Source organism: Gilliamella sp. W8136 (assembly GCF_016101285.1).
Classification (GTDB): Bacteria; Pseudomonadota; Gammaproteobacteria; order Enterobacterales; family Orbaceae; genus Gilliamella; species Gilliamella apicola_N.
Map to the genome: position 1 here is coordinate 48,139 of NZ_JACFQU010000009.1, position 16,982 is coordinate 65,120.

Sequence of the window (16,982 nt, forward strand, 5' to 3'; positions counted from 1 at the left end):
TTTAAAAGAAAGTGAATAAAAAAATGACAGATAAAAAAATTCAATCAATACGTGGAATGAACGATTTACTTCCAACTGAAAGTGCAAGTTGGCAACAGATTGAAAAAATCGTTAAAGGCGTATTAAATAGCTATGGTTATAACGAAATTAGAACACCTATTGTTGAAGATACTGCACTTTTTAAAAGAGCGGTAGGTGAAGTCACAGATATCGTTGAAAAAGAGATGTATACATTCAATGATCGTAATAATGAGAGCATTACTCTGCGTCCTGAAATTACAGCAGGTTGTGTTCGTGCCGGTATTGAACATGGTCTTTTTTATAACCAAGAGCAAAGACTTTGGTATTTAGGGCCGGCTTTTCGTTACGAAAAACCGCAAAAAGGGCGTTATCGTCAATTTCATCAATTTGGTGTTGAAGTCTTTGGGCTTGAAGGACCAAATATTGATGCAGAACTTATTTTATTAACAGCTCGTTTTTGGAAAGCGCTGGGTATTGAACAGCATACTTCTCTTGAACTTAATTCAATTGGTTCTCTTGAGGCTCGAGCAAATTATCGTAATGCTTTAGTGAGCTTCCTTGAACAACACAAAGATAAATTGGATGAAGACTGTCTACGTAGAATGTATACCAATCCATTAAGAGTTCTTGACTCAAAAAATCCTGTTATACAAGAATTGTTAGATAATGCGCCAAAATTATTTGATTATTTGGATGAGGAATCTAAAGAGCACTTTGATAGTTTGTGTCGCTTATTAGATAATGCTGGAATCAAATACAATATTAACCAACGGTTAGTTCGTGGATTAGATTACTATAATCGCACTGTTTTTGAATGGGTAACAAGCAGTTTAGGAGCACAAGGTACCGTTTGTGGTGGTGGTCGTTATGATGGTCTTGTTAGCCAACTAGGAGGACAACCTACACCAGCTGTTGGTTTTGCTATGGGTGTTGAGCGTTTAGTTTTATTAGTTCAAGCAGTCAACCCTTCATTGAACTGTGATAATTCAATTGATATTTATATGATTTCATCCGGTGATGAAAAGACAATCTCAGCAGCACAATGTATAGCAGAACAATTACGAGATGGATTACCTGAAAAACGCATTGTCACCAATTATGGTTCCAGTAATTTCAAGAAACAATTTGCCAAGGCTGATAAATTAGGTGCTAAAATAGCGGTTATTATTGGTGAAAATGAAATAGCAAACCAAACAGTAACCATTAAAAATTTACAAAACGGTGAACAAGTTGAAGTAGCGCAAACAAATATTATTCAAACTTGTTTGGCTATACTATAAAGGATAATAGGAGAAAAAAGTGAGTCATCAATTAACGCCTGAGGAACAATTTTCGGAGATTAAAGAATTTTTTGCAAAAAAATGGAAAATAATGGTTGCAGTTATCGTAATTGGTTTACTAGCTTTTTATGGATGGCATTATTGGCAATCTTATAAAGTAGATAAGTCAATTGAGTCATCAGAACGATATGAACAATTAATAGCGAAATTAGATAATAGTAACCCCGATTCTGTCAATGAATTAGTCGCTTTTGCTAAAAAAGACGACACTATTTATAGTGTATTTGCTAGTTTTAATGCGGCTAAATTTTATGTTGACGTATTAAAAGATTATGCAGGCGCACAAGTTTTACTAACGGATTCTCTAAAGAAAACGGATGCAGAACCCGTTAAAGCAATCGCATATATTCGAATAGCTCGTTTACAATATCAACAAGAAAAATATCAAGATAGTTTAACTTCATTAGGTAAGGTATCTGAACAAAGTTGGATGACTATTGTAAACGATATCCGTGGTGATATATTTGTGAAGATGGCTCGTTATAGTGATGCTGTTGATGCATATAACCTTGCGTTGACTTCATCCTCAACTAATGAGTTAAAAACAAACATAAAAATGAAATTAAATGAAGCACAATACTTAAAAGCTAAACAGGAAGAACAAGCAATAAAAGATAAGGCAGAACAAGAGTCACAAGGGAATAATGTAGCAACAGAAGAAAGTAAAAATTAATTTATCCTGCTATAAGGGTCATAGAATATGAAGTTAACAAAATATTTTTTTACCAGTGTTTTAATTTGTTCACTTGCGGGATGTTCCTTATTTGGTGGTGAAGAAGAGATCGTACAGATTTCACCTTCACCAACAGTAAAAAGTCAATTTCCTATTCAGCAAATATGGCGAAATAGTACATCGGGAAATACGCAAATTTACTCCTTATTAGGTCCTGCTAGTTATGATAATACTGTTTATGTTGCTAGTCGCAGTGGACAAGTTAAAGCCATTGATTTATTAAGTGGTAATACTATATGGGATGTAAATTTATCCCAAAGCACATTTTTTAGTAGCAAAACAGCTTTGTTTTCTGGTGGCGTAAGCGTTGATGACAAATATGTTTACATTGGAAGTGAACGGGCGGTTGTTTATGCCTTAGATCGTAGTAATGGTAAAGTTGTTTGGGAAAAAAAAGTAAACGGCGAAGTACTTGCTCGACCTGTATCTTCTCAGGATAAATTGATTATTCATTCTGCTAATGGCATTTTACAAGGACTAAACCGTAATACCGGTGAAGAACTGTGGGATGTAACTCTTGATACTCCATCTTTGTCGTTAAGAGGCAATTCAACACCAACGGTCGTTCATGGTGCGGCAATTGTGGGGGATGATAGTGGGCGAGTAAATGCTTACTATATCAAAGATGGCCAACTCATTTGGCAGCAACGTATTTCTCAACCGACAGGTTCAACTGAAATTGCAAAATTGAACGATGTTGATTCTACACCTGTTGTTGAAGGAAATTTGGTTTATTCTATTGGTTATAATGGATATGTTGCAGCATTGGATCTAAGTAATGGTCAAGTTGTTTGGCGTAAGCAATTAGGTTCAACACATAGTTTTGCTGTTGATTCCCAACAGATATTCGTTGTTGATCAGGATGATAATGTTCAAGCTATCACTAAAAAAGGTGGTGCACTGGACTGGACCCAACCAAGCCTTTTACATCGTCAATTAACCGATCCAGTTGTTTACCAAGATTATATTATTGTAGGTGACTTTGAAGGTTATTTGTATTTTCTAAATAAAGATAGTGGCGAAATCGTTGCTAAAACACAAGTAAGTAGTAGTGGTTTAATATCGCGACCATTAATAGTAGACAATAAAATAATTGTTCAAGCTAAAAATGGTGATATTTATGCGTTTATAAAAAATTAAGGTAAATAGAGAATATACATGGTACCAGTTATAGCACTAGTTGGTCGTCCAAACGTTGGAAAGTCGACTTTATTTAATCGGTTAACTCGAACTAGAGACGCATTAGTTGCTGATTTTCCCGGATTAACTCGTGATCGTAAATATGGACGAGCCGAAATTAAAGGACATGAATATATCGTCATTGATACTGGCGGTATTGATGGAACTGAAGATGGGGTTGAAAGCTTTATGGCAGAACAATCCCTACAAGCAATTGAAGAAGCAGATATTGTTCTTTTCTTAGTAGATGCTAGAGCAGGTGCTATGCCTGCTGATCATGCTATCGCTAAACACCTGCGTTCCCGCCAGAAAGCTACATTTTTAGTAGCAAATAAAATTGATGGTATTGATGCTGATATTGCTATTTCTGACTTTTATGGGTTAGGATTAGGTGAGATTCATTCAATTGCTGCTAGTCATGGTCGAGGAGTAAGTTCATTAATTGAGACTGTTTTAGAGCCTATTTTTCAATTCAAAGATGAACAGCAAAATAATTTTGTTAACGATGAATCATCTAACGATTTGCCCGAGTCATATGATGATCTTGTCCTTGATGATGATACTCAATCACTGATAAATCAACCTATCAAGGTTGCTATTGTTGGGCGTCCAAATGTTGGTAAGTCAACACTAACTAATCGTATATTAGGTGAAGAGCGTGTTGTTGTATATGATATGCCAGGAACAACGCGAGACAGCATTTATATACCAATGACACGTGATGAACGTGAATACGTCTTAATTGATACCGCAGGTGTTCGTAAAAGAGGTAAAGTAACCGAAACCGTTGAAAAATTTTCTGTCATTAAAACATTACAAGCAATTGAAGATGCTAATGTTGTGATTTTAGTTATTGATGCCAGAGAAGGAGTGTCAGATCAAGACTTATCATTACTTGGTTTTATTATAAATAGTGGTCGCTCACTTGTAATAGCTGTTAATAAATGGGATGGCTTATCACAAGACATCAAAGAACAAGTCAAGGCAACTCTTGATGATCGGCTTGATTTTATTGATTTTGCTCGAGTACATTTTATTTCTGCTTTACATGGTAGTGGAGTTGGTAATTTATTTGATTCCATTCAAGAAGCTTATGATTGTGCAACGCGTCGTGTAAATACGGCACTACTAACAAAAATAATGCAAATGGCACAAGATGATCACCAACCTCCTTTGGTGTGTGGTCGTCGAGTCAAATTAAAATATGCACATGCGGGTGGTTATAATCCACCAATTGTTGTTATTCATGGTAATCAAGTTGAAGATTTACCTGACTCTTATAAGCGTTATTTAATGAACTATTTTAGACGTTCATTAAAAATTATGGGTTCGCCAATTCGAATACAATTCAAAGAAGGAGCTAACCCATTTGAAGGTCGAAAAAATAGCTTAACAGCATCACAGCAACGTAAACGTCGCCGGTTGATGAAACATGTTCGAGGTCGAAAATAAATTATGCCAAAAAAAATAGCAGTTAATCATGGACAAGAAGGCATTTGCCCAAACTGTAATGAAAAAATGAGTAGTGTTTCTCCTCAACATTTCAGTTGTTCTAAATGCCAACAACATTACATTGAACAATATATATGTCCAATTTGCCAACAAAGTGCGCAAATGATTAAAGGCTGTGGCTCGATCAATTATATTTGTCAAACAGATGGTTTAATATCAAGTAGTAAAGTGATATTTCATTATTTACCAGAATAGAAAAAACTATTTATATTAAAGTTATAAGAGGTTATTTAATGCGAATTATATTATTAGGTGCACCTGGGGCAGGAAAGGGAACCCAAGCACAATTTATTATGCAAAAGTATGGTATCCCACAAATCTCAACTGGGGATATGCTACGTGCAGCAGTAAAAGCAGGTAGCCCATTAGGTTTACAAGCAAAATCACTTATGGATGCAGGAAAACTTGTTACTGATGAGCTGGTAATAGCACTAGTTAAAGAACGTATTGCACAAAGTGATTGCTCTAATGGTTTTTTATTAGACGGTTTTCCTCGTACAGTGCCACAAGCTGATGCAATGAAAGCTGCTGGTATTAATGTTGATTATGTACTTGAGTTTGATGTGCCTGATGAAGTGATTATTGATCGTATGAGTGGACGACGAATCCATGCTGCTTCTGGTCGTGTTTATCATATACGTCATAATCCACCAAAAGTTGAAAATATTGATGATGTTACTGGTGAATCGCTAACTATTCGCAAAGATGATAGCGAAGAAATTGTTCGTAAACGTCTTGTTGAATATCATGATTTAACTAAACCTTTGATTAGTTATTATCAACATGAAGCTAAAGAAGGTCGTACACAGTATTTCCGTATTGATGGAACCCAGCCGGTTGCTGATGTTACAAAAGAATTAGCTAAAATCTTAGGCTAATTGATTTTAGTAAAAGAGTCAGATAGTTTTTAGCTATCTGACTTTTTTATTGCATAATAGGTCAATTCGAAGCAGCTGTAAGGGCTTGCTCTAGATCAGCAATAATATCATCAATATGTTCGATACCAATAGATAAGCGAATCATTTCTTGACTGACTCCTGCTTTTTGCAGCTCTTCATTATTAAGTTGTCTATGTGTTGTGGTGGCTGGATGGCAAGCTAGTGAACGAGTATCGCCGATATTAACTAAGCGAATTATCAGTTTTAATGCGTCAATAAATTTAGCTCCGGCTTGCTTACCTCCTTTTATACCAAACGATAAAATACCAGCTGGCAAACCATTATCCATCTGTTTTATGGCTAATTGGTGTTCTGGATGATTTGATAAACCAGCATAATTTACCCAGCTAACTTGGGGATGAGCTTCTAAATATTGGGCGACTTTTAGGGTATTTTGACAGTGACGTTCAACTCTTAAAGATAATGTTTCGAGTCCTTGTAATAGTAAAAAAGTATTAAATGGAGATAATGCTGCCCCCATATTACGCAATGGTATAACACGACAACGCGCTATATAAGCAGCAGTACCAAATGTTTCAGTATATGAAACGCCATGGTAAGATGGGTCAGGTTGATTTAACATTGGATATTTATCCGCATGATCTTTCCAAGGAAATTTACCTGAATCAACAATCATTCCACCTAAACTATTGCCGTGTCCACCAATATATTTAGTGAGGGAATGAATGACAATATCCGCTCCAAATTCAAAAGGTCGGCAAAGTGCAGGGCTCGCAACAGTATTATCGACAATCAAAACGATACCATGACGATGAGCAATATCCGCTAATCCCGCAATATCAACAATATTGCCAGCGGGATTACCTATACTTTCACAATAGATGGCTTTAGTTTTGTTATCTATCTGTTTTTCAATAGCAACAAGATCATCGTGAGGGGCAAACTTAGTTGTAATACCAAAGTTAGGTAATGTATGAGCAAATAAATTATACGTTCCACCATAAAGCTTAGAAACTGAAACAATATTTTCACCAGTAAAAGCAATTGCTTGAATTGCATAAGTAATGGCAGCCATACCTGATGCTACAGCTAAGGCGCCAACTCCGCCTTCAAGGGCCGCAACTCTTGCTTCAAGTACTGCATTAGTTGGATTTGTAATTCTTGTATAAATATTTCCAGGCACTTTCAAATCAAAAAGATCTGCGCCATGTTGTGTGTCATCAAAAGAATAAGAAGTGGTTTGATAAATAGGTACAGCAACAGCGTGGGTTGTTAACTCGGGTGTATAGCCAGTATGGATGGCAATGGTTTCTGGTTTCATATTAGAGCCTCATTATTGCAGTGTGAGACTCTATTTTGCGAAAAAATTTTAAAAAAAGCAATGAATTATAAAACCATTCTTACAATATCAATTTCGCCTAATTCTTTATAAAGATTTTCAATTTGGTCAATATGTGTTGCATTAATAGTAATCGATACAGAATGATAATTACCTTTACTACTTGGTTTGATAGATGGAGTATAATCACCAGGCGCATGGCGTTGAATTACGGATACAACTTTGTCAACCAACTCTGGTTTTGCTTCTCCCATCACTTTATAGGTGAATGAACAAGGGAACTCTAATAGTTCATTTAATTTTGTTTGTTGCATAATTTTATACTTCTCATTTTATTAGTTCATTTTATTGGTATGACTACCAAGAATAACGAATATATATAGGCTGTTTATACTTCTTCAAGTAATATGAAATATAAACATCGCTTTTTAAAGCTTATAATTTGATCTATGATAGGGAAATTCTAACATAGCTTGATAAATCTATCTTGCATTTTGTTCATAAATATAAGGTTAATACAGCATGTCATCTTTGTCCAATAACAAAGAATCTTTTGGTACATTATTAGGTTATGCGCCAGGAGGCGTTGCAATTTATTCATCTGATTATGAAACATTAGATTCCAACCTTTACCCTAATGATGCCTCATTTCGCAGTTATTCTGGTCATGAATATATGGGATATAAATGGCAATGTGTCGAATTTGCTAGGCGATTTTTATTTTTAAATCACGGTATTGTATTTACCGATGTGGGTATGGCGCATGAGATATTCTCGTTACGATTTTTAAGACATGTTATTAATGAAGCGATTTTACCTTTACAAGCATTTGCCAATGGCAGTAAACGTGCACCAGAAGCAGGTGCATTATTAGTTTGGGATGATGGAGGATTTTTTGATCGTACCGGTCATGTCGCTATTATTACCGAAGTATTTGAAGATAAAATTCGGATCGCTGAGCAAAACGTAAGACATACACGTTTGCCTATTGGTCAGCAATGGACTCGTGAGCTTGCTATGACAAGGATAGATGGCGGTTATCAGTTACATGATACGTTTGATGATACAACGATTCTTGGTTGGATGATTCAAACAGATAATACCGAACATAGTTTACCACAACCTAATGTACCTAATCCGTTGTTAGCGATCCACAGTGCTCATATTGAAAATGAAAGCCAATTTGATAAAAAGTGGCTAAATGAATTAGATACGCTCGAAAATGCCTATGTATCAGCCACAGGGCATGCAATCAGCCATGACGATCAATATCGTTATTTCACCATTTCAGAAAGCGCCGAACAAGAGTTAATTCGTGCAACCAATGAATTACATTTAATGTATTTACATGCTACTGATAAAGTATTAAAAGATGATAGCTTATTAATTAATTTTAATATTCCGGAAATATTATGGCCAAGGCTTAGACTCTCATGGCAACAGCGTCGCTATCAAATGATCACAGGACGATTAGATTTTTGCATGGATGAACGAGGTTTTAAAGTTTACGAATATAACGCTGATTCAGCTTCTTGCCATACTGAAGCCGGACACATTCTTGATAAATGGGCAATTCAAGCAGGATTAAATGTGGGTGTCAATCCAAGTAGTGGTTTACTCAATTCTTTAGCTAATTGTTGGACACATAGCGATGCACAAGCTTTTGTTCATATTATGCAAGATAACGATAGTGAAGAAAATTATCATGCATTGTTTATGCAAACAGCCCTTACCCAAGCAGGATTTAGTAGCAAGATTCTACGTGGACTTAATGGGCTAAAATGGGATAAGCGAGGTCGATTAGTTGATGATGAAGATCGACAAGTCACATGTGTTTGGAAAACATGGGCATGGGAAACCGTTCTAGAGCAACTACGAGAAGAAAGTGAAGCTCAGATTGCCGGCTTACCAATTCGCACTTGGCATCCTGAAAATGCGGTAAGATTAATTGATGTGCTTTTACGACCTGAAGTTTCAGTTTTTGAACCTTTATGGACGGTTATTCCAAGTAATAAAGCTATTTTACCTGTTTTGTGGTCTTTATTCCCTAATCACCGTTATTTATTAGAATCAACGTTTGAACTTAATGACAGTTTAATTAAAAAAGGTTATGCCATTAAACCTATTGCAGGTCGTCGGGGAAGTGATATTCAATTAATTAGCAGTCAAGAACAGATTCTTGATAAAACAGTAGGACAGTTTGCTAAGCAAGAAAACATTTATCAAGAACTCTGGTGTTTGCCAAAGGTTGATGATCGTTATCTACAATTATGTACTTTTACTGTAGGTGGACATTATGGCGGAGCATGTTTACGTTCTGATCCCTCTTTGGTTATAAAAGGTGAAAGTGATATGCAACCATTACGTGTTTTAACTGATGAGGAGTTTTTAAAACAATTGCAATAAAGAGTTTTTGTAAAAAAGTTTCAGGTTATGCATACGTTTCAGTATAAGATTTAAAGGGAATCACTCTATTAAGTGGTGTTATTATAATTTTTGTTGTATTAATACTTATTAATGTATTATTTTCTGTAATAAATATATAAAGCTTTAATTAACATTCAAATATAAAAGACATAATATCGGTGAGTTTAACAATTACAATAATAAATTTTTTTGTTAAAATTGATACAATTATAAAAAAAATAATAACAATATAAATACAATTAATAAGAAGGAATATATGGTAAATACTTTACTGCGAAGTGGTGATATAAAAGATTTCAAAATGCTGGGGCATGACGGTAAAGCCGCTTATTTAGTTGCTGCCCAAATTCGTGAAATGTTTAGAGTAAAGTTAGGTAAACAGTATGCTGATTATTTAGCTATTCCACAACGCAATGATCAAGGTAATATTATTGATTGGTATATTCCTTTTGATTCAACTCAATCTGATGGACAGTATGATATTGTTCCTTGGACCTCTGCCAGTGAATCAGAGCAAGAAGAAGCATTGATTTTACTCAAAGAATTCGAAAACAAAGTTATCAATTTGGGTAAACAACTTGCGAACAATCCAAATTTAGCGGGTGATCAATTACTTTTTAGTCGTCTGATTTATGATCCAAAAAATAATATTGATAGCACTGAACCAAATTTGATGGCAATACGTTTTCCTAGTAATCAATTTGTTTATATTGTTAACGGTAAACCAGTGATTACCTTTTGGGGATTTGTTTATCCACAAACACCGCAAAATAATTCACCATTTAATTGTTTGAAATCTATACAACAACCAACCCCTTTAGCATCAACAGTAAGTGAACCAGAGGTAATTAAAAAACCATGGTGGAAACGTTGGTGGGCGTGGTTGCTTGGTTTGTTGCTTTTATTATTGCTTTTATTGGCAATACTTGGGTTACGGGGGTGTCGACAAAATGTGGACGTTTCGATTAATCATGAAATAGCAAAGGAAAATAATATTAATCAACTTTTGCCAGCAGATCAAAAACAAGATGTAAAAGAAGTAAAAACGAAAGATCAAGTAATTGATAGACAAATTAATGTTATTAATGGCATCAAAAATAGTTCAAAAAATTTAGTTGATGCTAATGGTGTACCTATTAACACTGAAGTTCTAGGGGATGCTCTTAATACTGTTGATCCAAATGCAATACCAAACAATATTGAAAATAATAATGGTGATATTAATCAAATTCCAGACGCCTTAAATAATAAAGATGACAAAGCTGGTGTTCCTAACACAGCTGAGACTGATAAAAAAGATAATTTGAATGGCTCAAAAGATGAGGATAATAAAGGTCAAATACCTCAAGAGTCAAATAAAGATAATAATTCTGATACTAATATAAATCCGGATAAGGTAGATAACTTAACATTATCTCCAGATCAAATAAAGCAAGGTTCCACTAAATTTTTGGATGGGCAATGGTCTGTTAGTGGAGGAATTCAAGATAAGGCTACAGGTAAACCATTACAATTGAGTTATGAACTTAAAGATGGAAATGGCCAAGTTACCGTTACTCGTAGTGATGGCGTTAAATGCGTTGGTCAAGTTGATAGTGGTATTCAAAATGCTAATTTAAGTATTGGTAGTAATAACCAAGCTATTTGTAGTGATAATAGCAAATATCAATTACCTAAGATTCAGTGTAAATCAGGCAACAATAATCAAGCTGATTGCCAGGGAATTTATGATAACGGAACTTCGTTCCCAATTACGATGAAAAAACAATAAGGTTGTATATGCTTCCAGAAACACGCAATTATGGTCAAGAAGTTACACTGATAATGAATAGTGGAATTCAATTTCTTGATTTTGCACTAAAAATAGATTGGAAAGATAATCAATGGCGCAGTAAAATTAATGGTAGTTTTATTGATCCTTCTGAAAGTGGGGCGCTAGTTAGATTAATTGAAGATAGTAATAATGGTAAATTTTTTGTACCAGATAATCTCTCTTTTGCTGTAACCCCTACACAAGAGATTAGTGTTGACCAATCATTAAAATTGTATGATGGTATTTGGTTGCCTGTTCCTGTTTTGAGATCAATACCGCCTGAACGATTTGATAAAGGACCTCATAATTGGAGTCGCGTAAGGATTGTTAGCGTTCCAGAAGGAGAAGATCCTGATGGCAATACACATCGTATAACTTTTGCATTTGATACTAAAATCTTTGCAAACATGCAAGACGTTGTTTACTTAGCACCTACTGAAAATGATGTAAAAACAGGTTCAGTATTCAGTCTGGCACATCGCTCAGATCAGGTTTCTTGGTATCTAGAACTAAAATGGATAACAAGTTGGTTAATTGACTTGTTCCAAGAGTTAGCTCCTCAGCCTGAACGGCTAAAAATACACAAAGATGATATTGAATTAGAAATAAGTAATAAAGCTTATTATGGTCATTATCTGAATATTCTTAATTTGCTCGCAGATTCAATACAGCTACCAACAATCAAAATAGTATCAAACGATAAAAATGATGTTGTCAAATCAATTCCTGTCGATATGATTCTTGATGTTGGAAACAGTCGAACTTGCGGGATCTTAATCGAGGATCATATTCAAGATAAAGATAGTTTAAATCATCGTTATGAGCTTGAAATTCGAGATCTTACCCAACCAGAACATATTTACAATGAACCTTTTGAAAGTCGAGTTGAATTTGCTCAAACTTTCTTTGGTAAGGAACATTTTTCTTTACAAAGTGGGAGGCGAGATACTTTTCGCTGGCCAAGTATCGTACGAGTAGGTAAAGAGGCTAGCCGTCTTGCAAGCCGACGTGAAGGTAATGAGGGAGCAACAGGACTTTCAAGTCCAAAACGTTATTTATGGGATAAAGATAAATATGAACAAGGTTGGCGCTTTAATTCTCATTATGTAAAAAGTGATCATGAACCGTTTGCGACAGCGGAACCCTTTTCAAGTTTAATTAATGAATATGGTGAAGCACTACACATTTTAAGTAATGATATTGAAGAAGAATATGACCGCAAAATGCCAGTGTTCCATCCCAAATACTCGCGTAGTTCATTAATGACATTCATGCTATGTGAAGTTTTAATGCATGCTTTAATGCAAATAAATAGTGTTGCTCAACGTAATAAACTTGAACATGCTAAAACTCCCCGTAATTTGCGTTCTATCATTTTAACTATTCCACCTGCAATGCCTAAACCTGAACAGGCAATTTTTAAAAGTTGTGTTTATCAAGCTATAGGACTTGTTTGGAAAAGTCTTGGTTGGGATAATTCAGATAGTAATATTGATTTTAGTAACCGTGATCAATTAAATAGTATTTGGCCAAATATTCCTGAAGTTTATATTCAATGGGATGAAGCAACCTGCGGTCAAATTGTTTATCTGTTTAATGAAACACAAAATAATTATAATGGACGCAGTGAAGAATTTATTGCATCAATAGTTCGTCCTGATAAAGTTAATAAGCAAAAACTGACAATCGCAACTGTTGATATTGGCGGTGGTACAACTGACCTAGTTATTAATGACTATAAGCTTGATTATGGTAGCAGTAAGCAAACAAATGGTAGTAATACTTATATTGTTCCTATTCAACGTTTTCGTGATGGATTTAAAGTTGCTGGGGATGATATTTTACTTGATATCATTCAAGATGTTGTATTGACCTCATTAACCAATGGTTTAAAGAAAGCAGGTTTAACCGATCCAAATCCAATTTTATCAACGATTATTGGTTCACAGCAACTTTCTATTCAAGATGCTGTATTACGCCAACAGCTCAACTTACAGTTATTTACGCCAATTGGATTACAAGTGTTAAAGCAATATGAGCTTTACGATCCACTTCATGCAGATCAACATGTGTATAACACAACTTTCAGTGAGTTATTACAGCATACATCTATGACTGATCATGTTTTGAATTTTATTAATGAACCGATTAGGCGAGCTTTAAATAATCCAACATTTTCAGTGCTTGATCTCAGTATAGAGATTAATTTGAAACGTATTCATTACTTATTCATTCGTGGTGATTATTATAATATCTGTAAGACATTTGATGCATTATCTGAAATTATCAGTTGTTATCAATGTGACGTATTGTTGCTAACGGGTCGTCCATCACGCCTATCTGGAGTTCAAAGTTATTTCCGTTCCCGCTTATCAATACCTTCAGGAAGAATTTTGCCATTACATGGCTATTATACGGGAGGGTGGTATCCGTTTCATAAACAAGAACGAATTGATGATCCAAAAACAACAGCAGCTGTTGGGGCAATGCTCTGTTTTTTAAGTAAGAATTTAAGACTATCTAATTTTTATTTTAGATCATCAAATATCGATTTATATTCAACGGTTAAATACATTGGTCTGCTTGATAATTTAAATATGATAAAAGATGAAAATATTTATTATCGAGATATTGATTTAGATGATCCTGATTATGATTTTCCTGATATCTCATTTGAGATCCGAGGGACAACCAGACTCGGCTTTAAACAATTAGAAATTGATCGTTGGCCTGCATCACCAATTTATATCTTAACGATTGAAAATAGCGATGTTGCCAAAAGACTCAGTACGGAAGGTGTAGTTTTAGAAGTAACATTAGGAATAAAAAACCAACAAAAAATGGTTGAGAATTTCTATATTAAAGATGTTAAAGCTTCAGATGGACGTGCTTGCAACAAAACTAAGGATATAAAGCTAAATTTAAATACAATGGTAAATTCAGGTTTAATTAGCACACAATATTGGCTTGATAGTGGAATAATAAAACGATGAAAAATTTAAACGAACAACTACCTAAATCTTGGGAACAGGTTTATCAAGCATCTGCAAAGGCCATTGAATGGGTGGATCAAACGCGTAACTCATCTAAACGTCTGAATAATGAAGCTGATAGTTTAATTCTCGATCTTCGTCGTCTTCGTAATAGTGCAAAAAAGTTAGGTGATGTATCAAGTAAATCTGTTGCAGTTGGTTTTTTTGGTTTATCGCAGGCAGGAAAATCTTATCTAATTTCAGCATTGGCAGCAGGTCAAAATGGTAAACTTGAAACCGTTGTTGATAATGAAATTTTAGATTTTATTGATCATGTTAATCCTGTCGGAAGTGGTAAAGAGGCAACGGGTCTGGTGACTCGTTTTAGCCGAATAGCTAAAGGAGGTATTGCAAATTATCCTTTAGAACTAAAACTCTTTCAAGAAATTGAAATTGTTAAAATTTTAATTAATGCTTATTTTAAAGATTTTGATCAACAAAGAATCAGTAATAAAATCGAATTTTCATCATTAAATCAGCTGATTCAAAATATTGAAAGTAAAAAGCAAGATGAATATACCGGTGGTATTACTGAAGATGATATTGTTGATTTATATGATTATCTAGCTGAAAATTTTGGTAATTCGCTTGAAGGATTAAAAGGTGGTTATTGGGAAAAAGCAATGTATTTGCTACCGTATCTTAAAACTTCTGAACGTAGTGCACTTTTTTCAGTTTTATGGGGCGGTATCAGTGAAATTACGGCAGTCTATATACAATTAGCGACAACATTAGCTAGCTTAAATTATGTTAGTACAGTATATGCGCCAATTTCAGTATTAGTTAAAGATAATAATGGTACTAAGTCGCAAATTGACAGTATTATGAATGTCGACATCCTTGATCGATTAAATACTGACCGAGATTCATCAGTAACTATTACTCCTCAAAATGGTGTACCAGCCTCGATTTCTCTAGCTCAACTTGCTTTTTTAACCGCTGAATTAACTTTTCCATTAGTAAATCAAACGCGTGTGCCTACGTTTGAAAAAGTTGATTTGCTTGATTTCCCAGGATATCGGGGACGATTAAATTTAACTTCTATTTCAGATGTTAAAGAAGGTAATCCTATTGCTCAACTTTTATTACGGGGTAAGGTTGCTTATCTTTTCGAAAAATATACTGATAATCAAGAAATGAATGTTCTTGTTGTTTGTACCCCATCAGATAAACAATCTGATGTTAACGACGTTGGTCCCGTTCTTGAACGTTGGATAGATAAGACCCAAGGAGAGTCAGCAGAAAAAAGAGCGACTAAAAAAGCTGGTCTATTATGGGCTATTACCATGTTCGATAAACGTATTAGCAACTCACTAACTTTATCAGAAGATAATCTTAAAAATAGTTGGGGTAAAGGTGGATTACTACAACAAACCATTTTAGAACGTTTTGGTAACTATGATTGGTTAACAAATTGGTTTAATGAACATAAATTCAACAATGTTTTTTTAGTACGAAAACCAGGTTTTGATGTACCATTTTTAAATACTGATGCAGAGACAAAACTTGAATTATCTTACAACGATACTTATCAAGAAAAAATGCAAATTTTAAAAAATACATTTGTTGAAGATCCTGATGTCAAAGAGTATGTTAACGATCCTGATCAGGCATGGGATGCCATGTTAAAATTAAATGATGGTGGTATCGGAAGAATTAGCCAATATTTAGAACAAGTTGCTATCACTGAAATCAAACAACAACGCATTGTTGAACAACTCAATGAAAAAATTGATTATATTATTAATATGCGTTTTGATACTTGGTATCAGGCAGATAATGATGAAGAACTTGGTAAGAAAAAACAGATTATCGCTGATGTTGTTAAAGAACTACAGGGAAAAGCCTTATTACTGGGTGAACTACTTAAAGTATTAGAACTACCTGAACAAACCATTCGTGCACTTTATCATACTAGTGAAACAGGTACTGATACATCTAAAAACGAAGCTCATGATGATATGGGCAATGATATATCAACCGATTTTGGATTGAATACCGATTTTGAATTATTTTCCGATGATAATTTCTCATCTAATGTAAAACCAGTAACCATTTTACCAACTGAATGTAAATTGGCTAAAACAATATTTACTACATGGCTAGAGTATTTAAGAAATATTGTTTTAGATAAACATATTTTACAATTTTTTGGTTTGGAGCAAAAATCACTATCTTTTATTGTCGAAGAGCTTATCACTGCAGCAAATCGTCTAAAAATTGAAGCAAGTTTAACTGAACGAATATTGCAAAATGAAAATACAGGTAGTAAACGCGATGATCTAGAGTCTAGACAAGTGAGCACTATACATACTTTATTAGCAGACTTCATTGCATGGCTCGGTTTTGTTCAAGGACAATCTATTGAAATACCAATGAGCCGAGTCAATCAAGGTAAACCAATATTTTCTTCACCATTGAGCCAATTTTCAAGTCAATTATCACATCCACTACCAGTACTTGATGATAAGACTAAAAATTATTCTCAATTTGCTATATTTGATTGGTTTATTGCATTTGCTATGCTTGCTCAAGAAAATGTCGGGCATCATGCTGGGCGTGAAATAAGTCAAGAACAAAACTCTCGACTTGGTGAGATTTTAATGTTCTTTAAACAATCACAAATAAAATAGTTATTTTAAATAAATTAAGTGACAATCATTTTATCGTCATTAAATAAATAAGGT

12 protein-coding genes are annotated in these 16,982 nt (G+C 34.5%); 10 read left to right on the plus strand and 2 right to left on the minus strand.

Annotated features, from left to right (window positions below; genetic code table 11):
• Nucleotides 1-23 precede the first annotated feature (23 nt).
• From hisS to adk, 6 genes are read left to right on the plus strand one after another with little or no spacing between them, the layout of a single operon-like run.
• Nucleotides 24-1,301: a histidine--tRNA ligase gene (gene hisS / locus H3T96_RS07270; RefSeq protein WP_144092006.1), complete on the plus strand. Its 1,278-nt coding sequence runs from the start codon at nucleotides 24-26 to the stop codon at nucleotides 1,299-1,301.
• 19 nt (nucleotides 1,302-1,320) lie between these two features.
• On the plus strand, nucleotides 1,321-2,034 hold the full coding sequence (locus tag H3T96_RS07275) for a tetratricopeptide repeat protein (protein ID WP_039128378.1): 714 nt from the start codon (nucleotides 1,321-1,323) through the stop codon (nucleotides 2,032-2,034).
• Nucleotides 2,035-2,061: 27 nt separating this feature from the next.
• A complete protein-coding gene (gene bamB, locus H3T96_RS07280) occupies nucleotides 2,062-3,234 on the plus strand; it encodes an outer membrane protein assembly factor BamB (RefSeq protein WP_144092005.1) in 1,173 nt (390 codons plus the stop codon).
• 18 nt (nucleotides 3,235-3,252) lie between these two features.
• Nucleotides 3,253-4,725, plus strand: coding sequence for a ribosome biogenesis GTPase Der (der, locus tag H3T96_RS07285; RefSeq protein ID WP_144092004.1), 1,473 nt, complete (start codon nucleotides 3,253-3,255; stop codon nucleotides 4,723-4,725).
• 3 nt (nucleotides 4,726-4,728) lie between these two features.
• Nucleotides 4,729-4,980, plus strand: coding sequence for a zinc-ribbon domain-containing protein (locus H3T96_RS07290; protein WP_025314451.1), 252 nt, complete (start codon nucleotides 4,729-4,731; stop codon nucleotides 4,978-4,980).
• A 38-nt stretch (nucleotides 4,981-5,018) separates the two neighbouring features.
• Nucleotides 5,019-5,663 carry an adenylate kinase gene (adk, locus tag H3T96_RS07295; RefSeq protein WP_039128367.1) on the plus strand — a complete coding sequence of 215 codons (645 nt, stop codon included), beginning with the start codon at nucleotides 5,019-5,021 and terminating at the stop codon, nucleotides 5,661-5,663.
• A 61-nt stretch (nucleotides 5,664-5,724) separates the two neighbouring features.
• On the opposite strand, the gene H3T96_RS07300 is transcribed toward adk, so the two are convergent.
• The gene (locus H3T96_RS07300; protein ID WP_144092003.1) at nucleotides 5,725-7,005 is read right to left on the minus strand and encodes a bifunctional O-acetylhomoserine aminocarboxypropyltransferase/cysteine synthase; all 1,281 of its coding nucleotides are present in this window, start codon (nucleotides 7,003-7,005) and stop codon (nucleotides 5,725-5,727) included.
• A 65-nt stretch (nucleotides 7,006-7,070) separates the two neighbouring features.
• Entirely contained in the window at nucleotides 7,071-7,337 is a 267-nt protein-coding gene (gene ybeD / locus H3T96_RS07305) for a DUF493 family protein YbeD (protein ID WP_025314454.1), read from the minus strand.
• Between the two features lie 208 nt (nucleotides 7,338-7,545).
• On the opposite strand from ybeD, the gene gss reads away from it, so the two are divergent.
• The 4 genes from gss (at nucleotide 7,546) to H3T96_RS07325 (ending at nucleotide 16,928) form a co-directional block, all read left to right on the plus strand.
• Nucleotides 7,546-9,429, plus strand: a complete 1,884-nt coding sequence (gene gss, locus H3T96_RS07310) for a bifunctional glutathionylspermidine amidase/synthase (protein ID WP_144092002.1) — start codon at nucleotides 7,546-7,548, stop codon at nucleotides 9,427-9,429.
• Between the two features lie 277 nt (nucleotides 9,430-9,706).
• A complete protein-coding gene (locus H3T96_RS07315) occupies nucleotides 9,707-11,221 on the plus strand; it encodes an SrfA family protein (RefSeq protein WP_144092001.1) in 1,515 nt (504 codons plus the stop codon).
• Between the two features lie 8 nt (nucleotides 11,222-11,229).
• Entirely contained in the window at nucleotides 11,230-14,256 is a 3,027-nt protein-coding gene (locus H3T96_RS07320) for a virulence factor SrfB (protein ID WP_144092000.1), read from the plus strand.
• A complete protein-coding gene (locus tag H3T96_RS07325) occupies nucleotides 14,253-16,928 on the plus strand; it encodes a putative virulence factor (protein ID WP_144091999.1) in 2,676 nt (891 codons plus the stop codon). The genes H3T96_RS07320 and H3T96_RS07325 overlap by 4 nt, the downstream gene beginning before the upstream one ends.
• Nucleotides 16,929-16,982 lie beyond the last annotated feature (54 nt).

Excerpts from the sequence above, each read along its gene's own strand:
- adk (WP_039128367.1), top strand. The coding sequence starts at position 5,019 with ATGCGAATTATATTATTAGGTGCACCTGGGGCAGGAAAGGGAACCCAA.
- gss (WP_144092002.1), top strand. The coding sequence starts at position 7,546 with ATGTCATCTTTGTCCAATAACAAAGAATCTTTTGGTACATTATTAGGT.
- H3T96_RS07290 (WP_025314451.1), top strand. The coding sequence starts at position 4,729 with ATGCCAAAAAAAATAGCAGTTAATCATGGACAAGAAGGCATTTGCCCA.
- H3T96_RS07320 (WP_144092000.1), top strand. The coding sequence starts at position 11,230 with ATGCTTCCAGAAACACGCAATTATGGTCAAGAAGTTACACTGATAATG.
- ybeD (WP_025314454.1), bottom strand. The coding sequence starts at position 7,337 with ATGCAACAAACAAAATTAAATGAACTATTAGAGTTCCCTTGTTCATTC.
- der (WP_144092004.1), top strand. The coding sequence starts at position 3,253 with ATGGTACCAGTTATAGCACTAGTTGGTCGTCCAAACGTTGGAAAGTCG.
- H3T96_RS07315 (WP_144092001.1), top strand. The coding sequence starts at position 9,707 with ATGGTAAATACTTTACTGCGAAGTGGTGATATAAAAGATTTCAAAATG.
- hisS (WP_144092006.1), top strand. The coding sequence starts at position 24 with ATGACAGATAAAAAAATTCAATCAATACGTGGAATGAACGATTTACTT.
- bamB (WP_144092005.1), top strand. The coding sequence starts at position 2,062 with ATGAAGTTAACAAAATATTTTTTTACCAGTGTTTTAATTTGTTCACTT.
- H3T96_RS07325 (WP_144091999.1), top strand. The coding sequence starts at position 14,253 with ATGAAAAATTTAAACGAACAACTACCTAAATCTTGGGAACAGGTTTAT.
- H3T96_RS07300 (WP_144092003.1), bottom strand. The coding sequence starts at position 7,005 with ATGAAACCAGAAACCATTGCCATCCATACTGGCTATACACCCGAGTTA.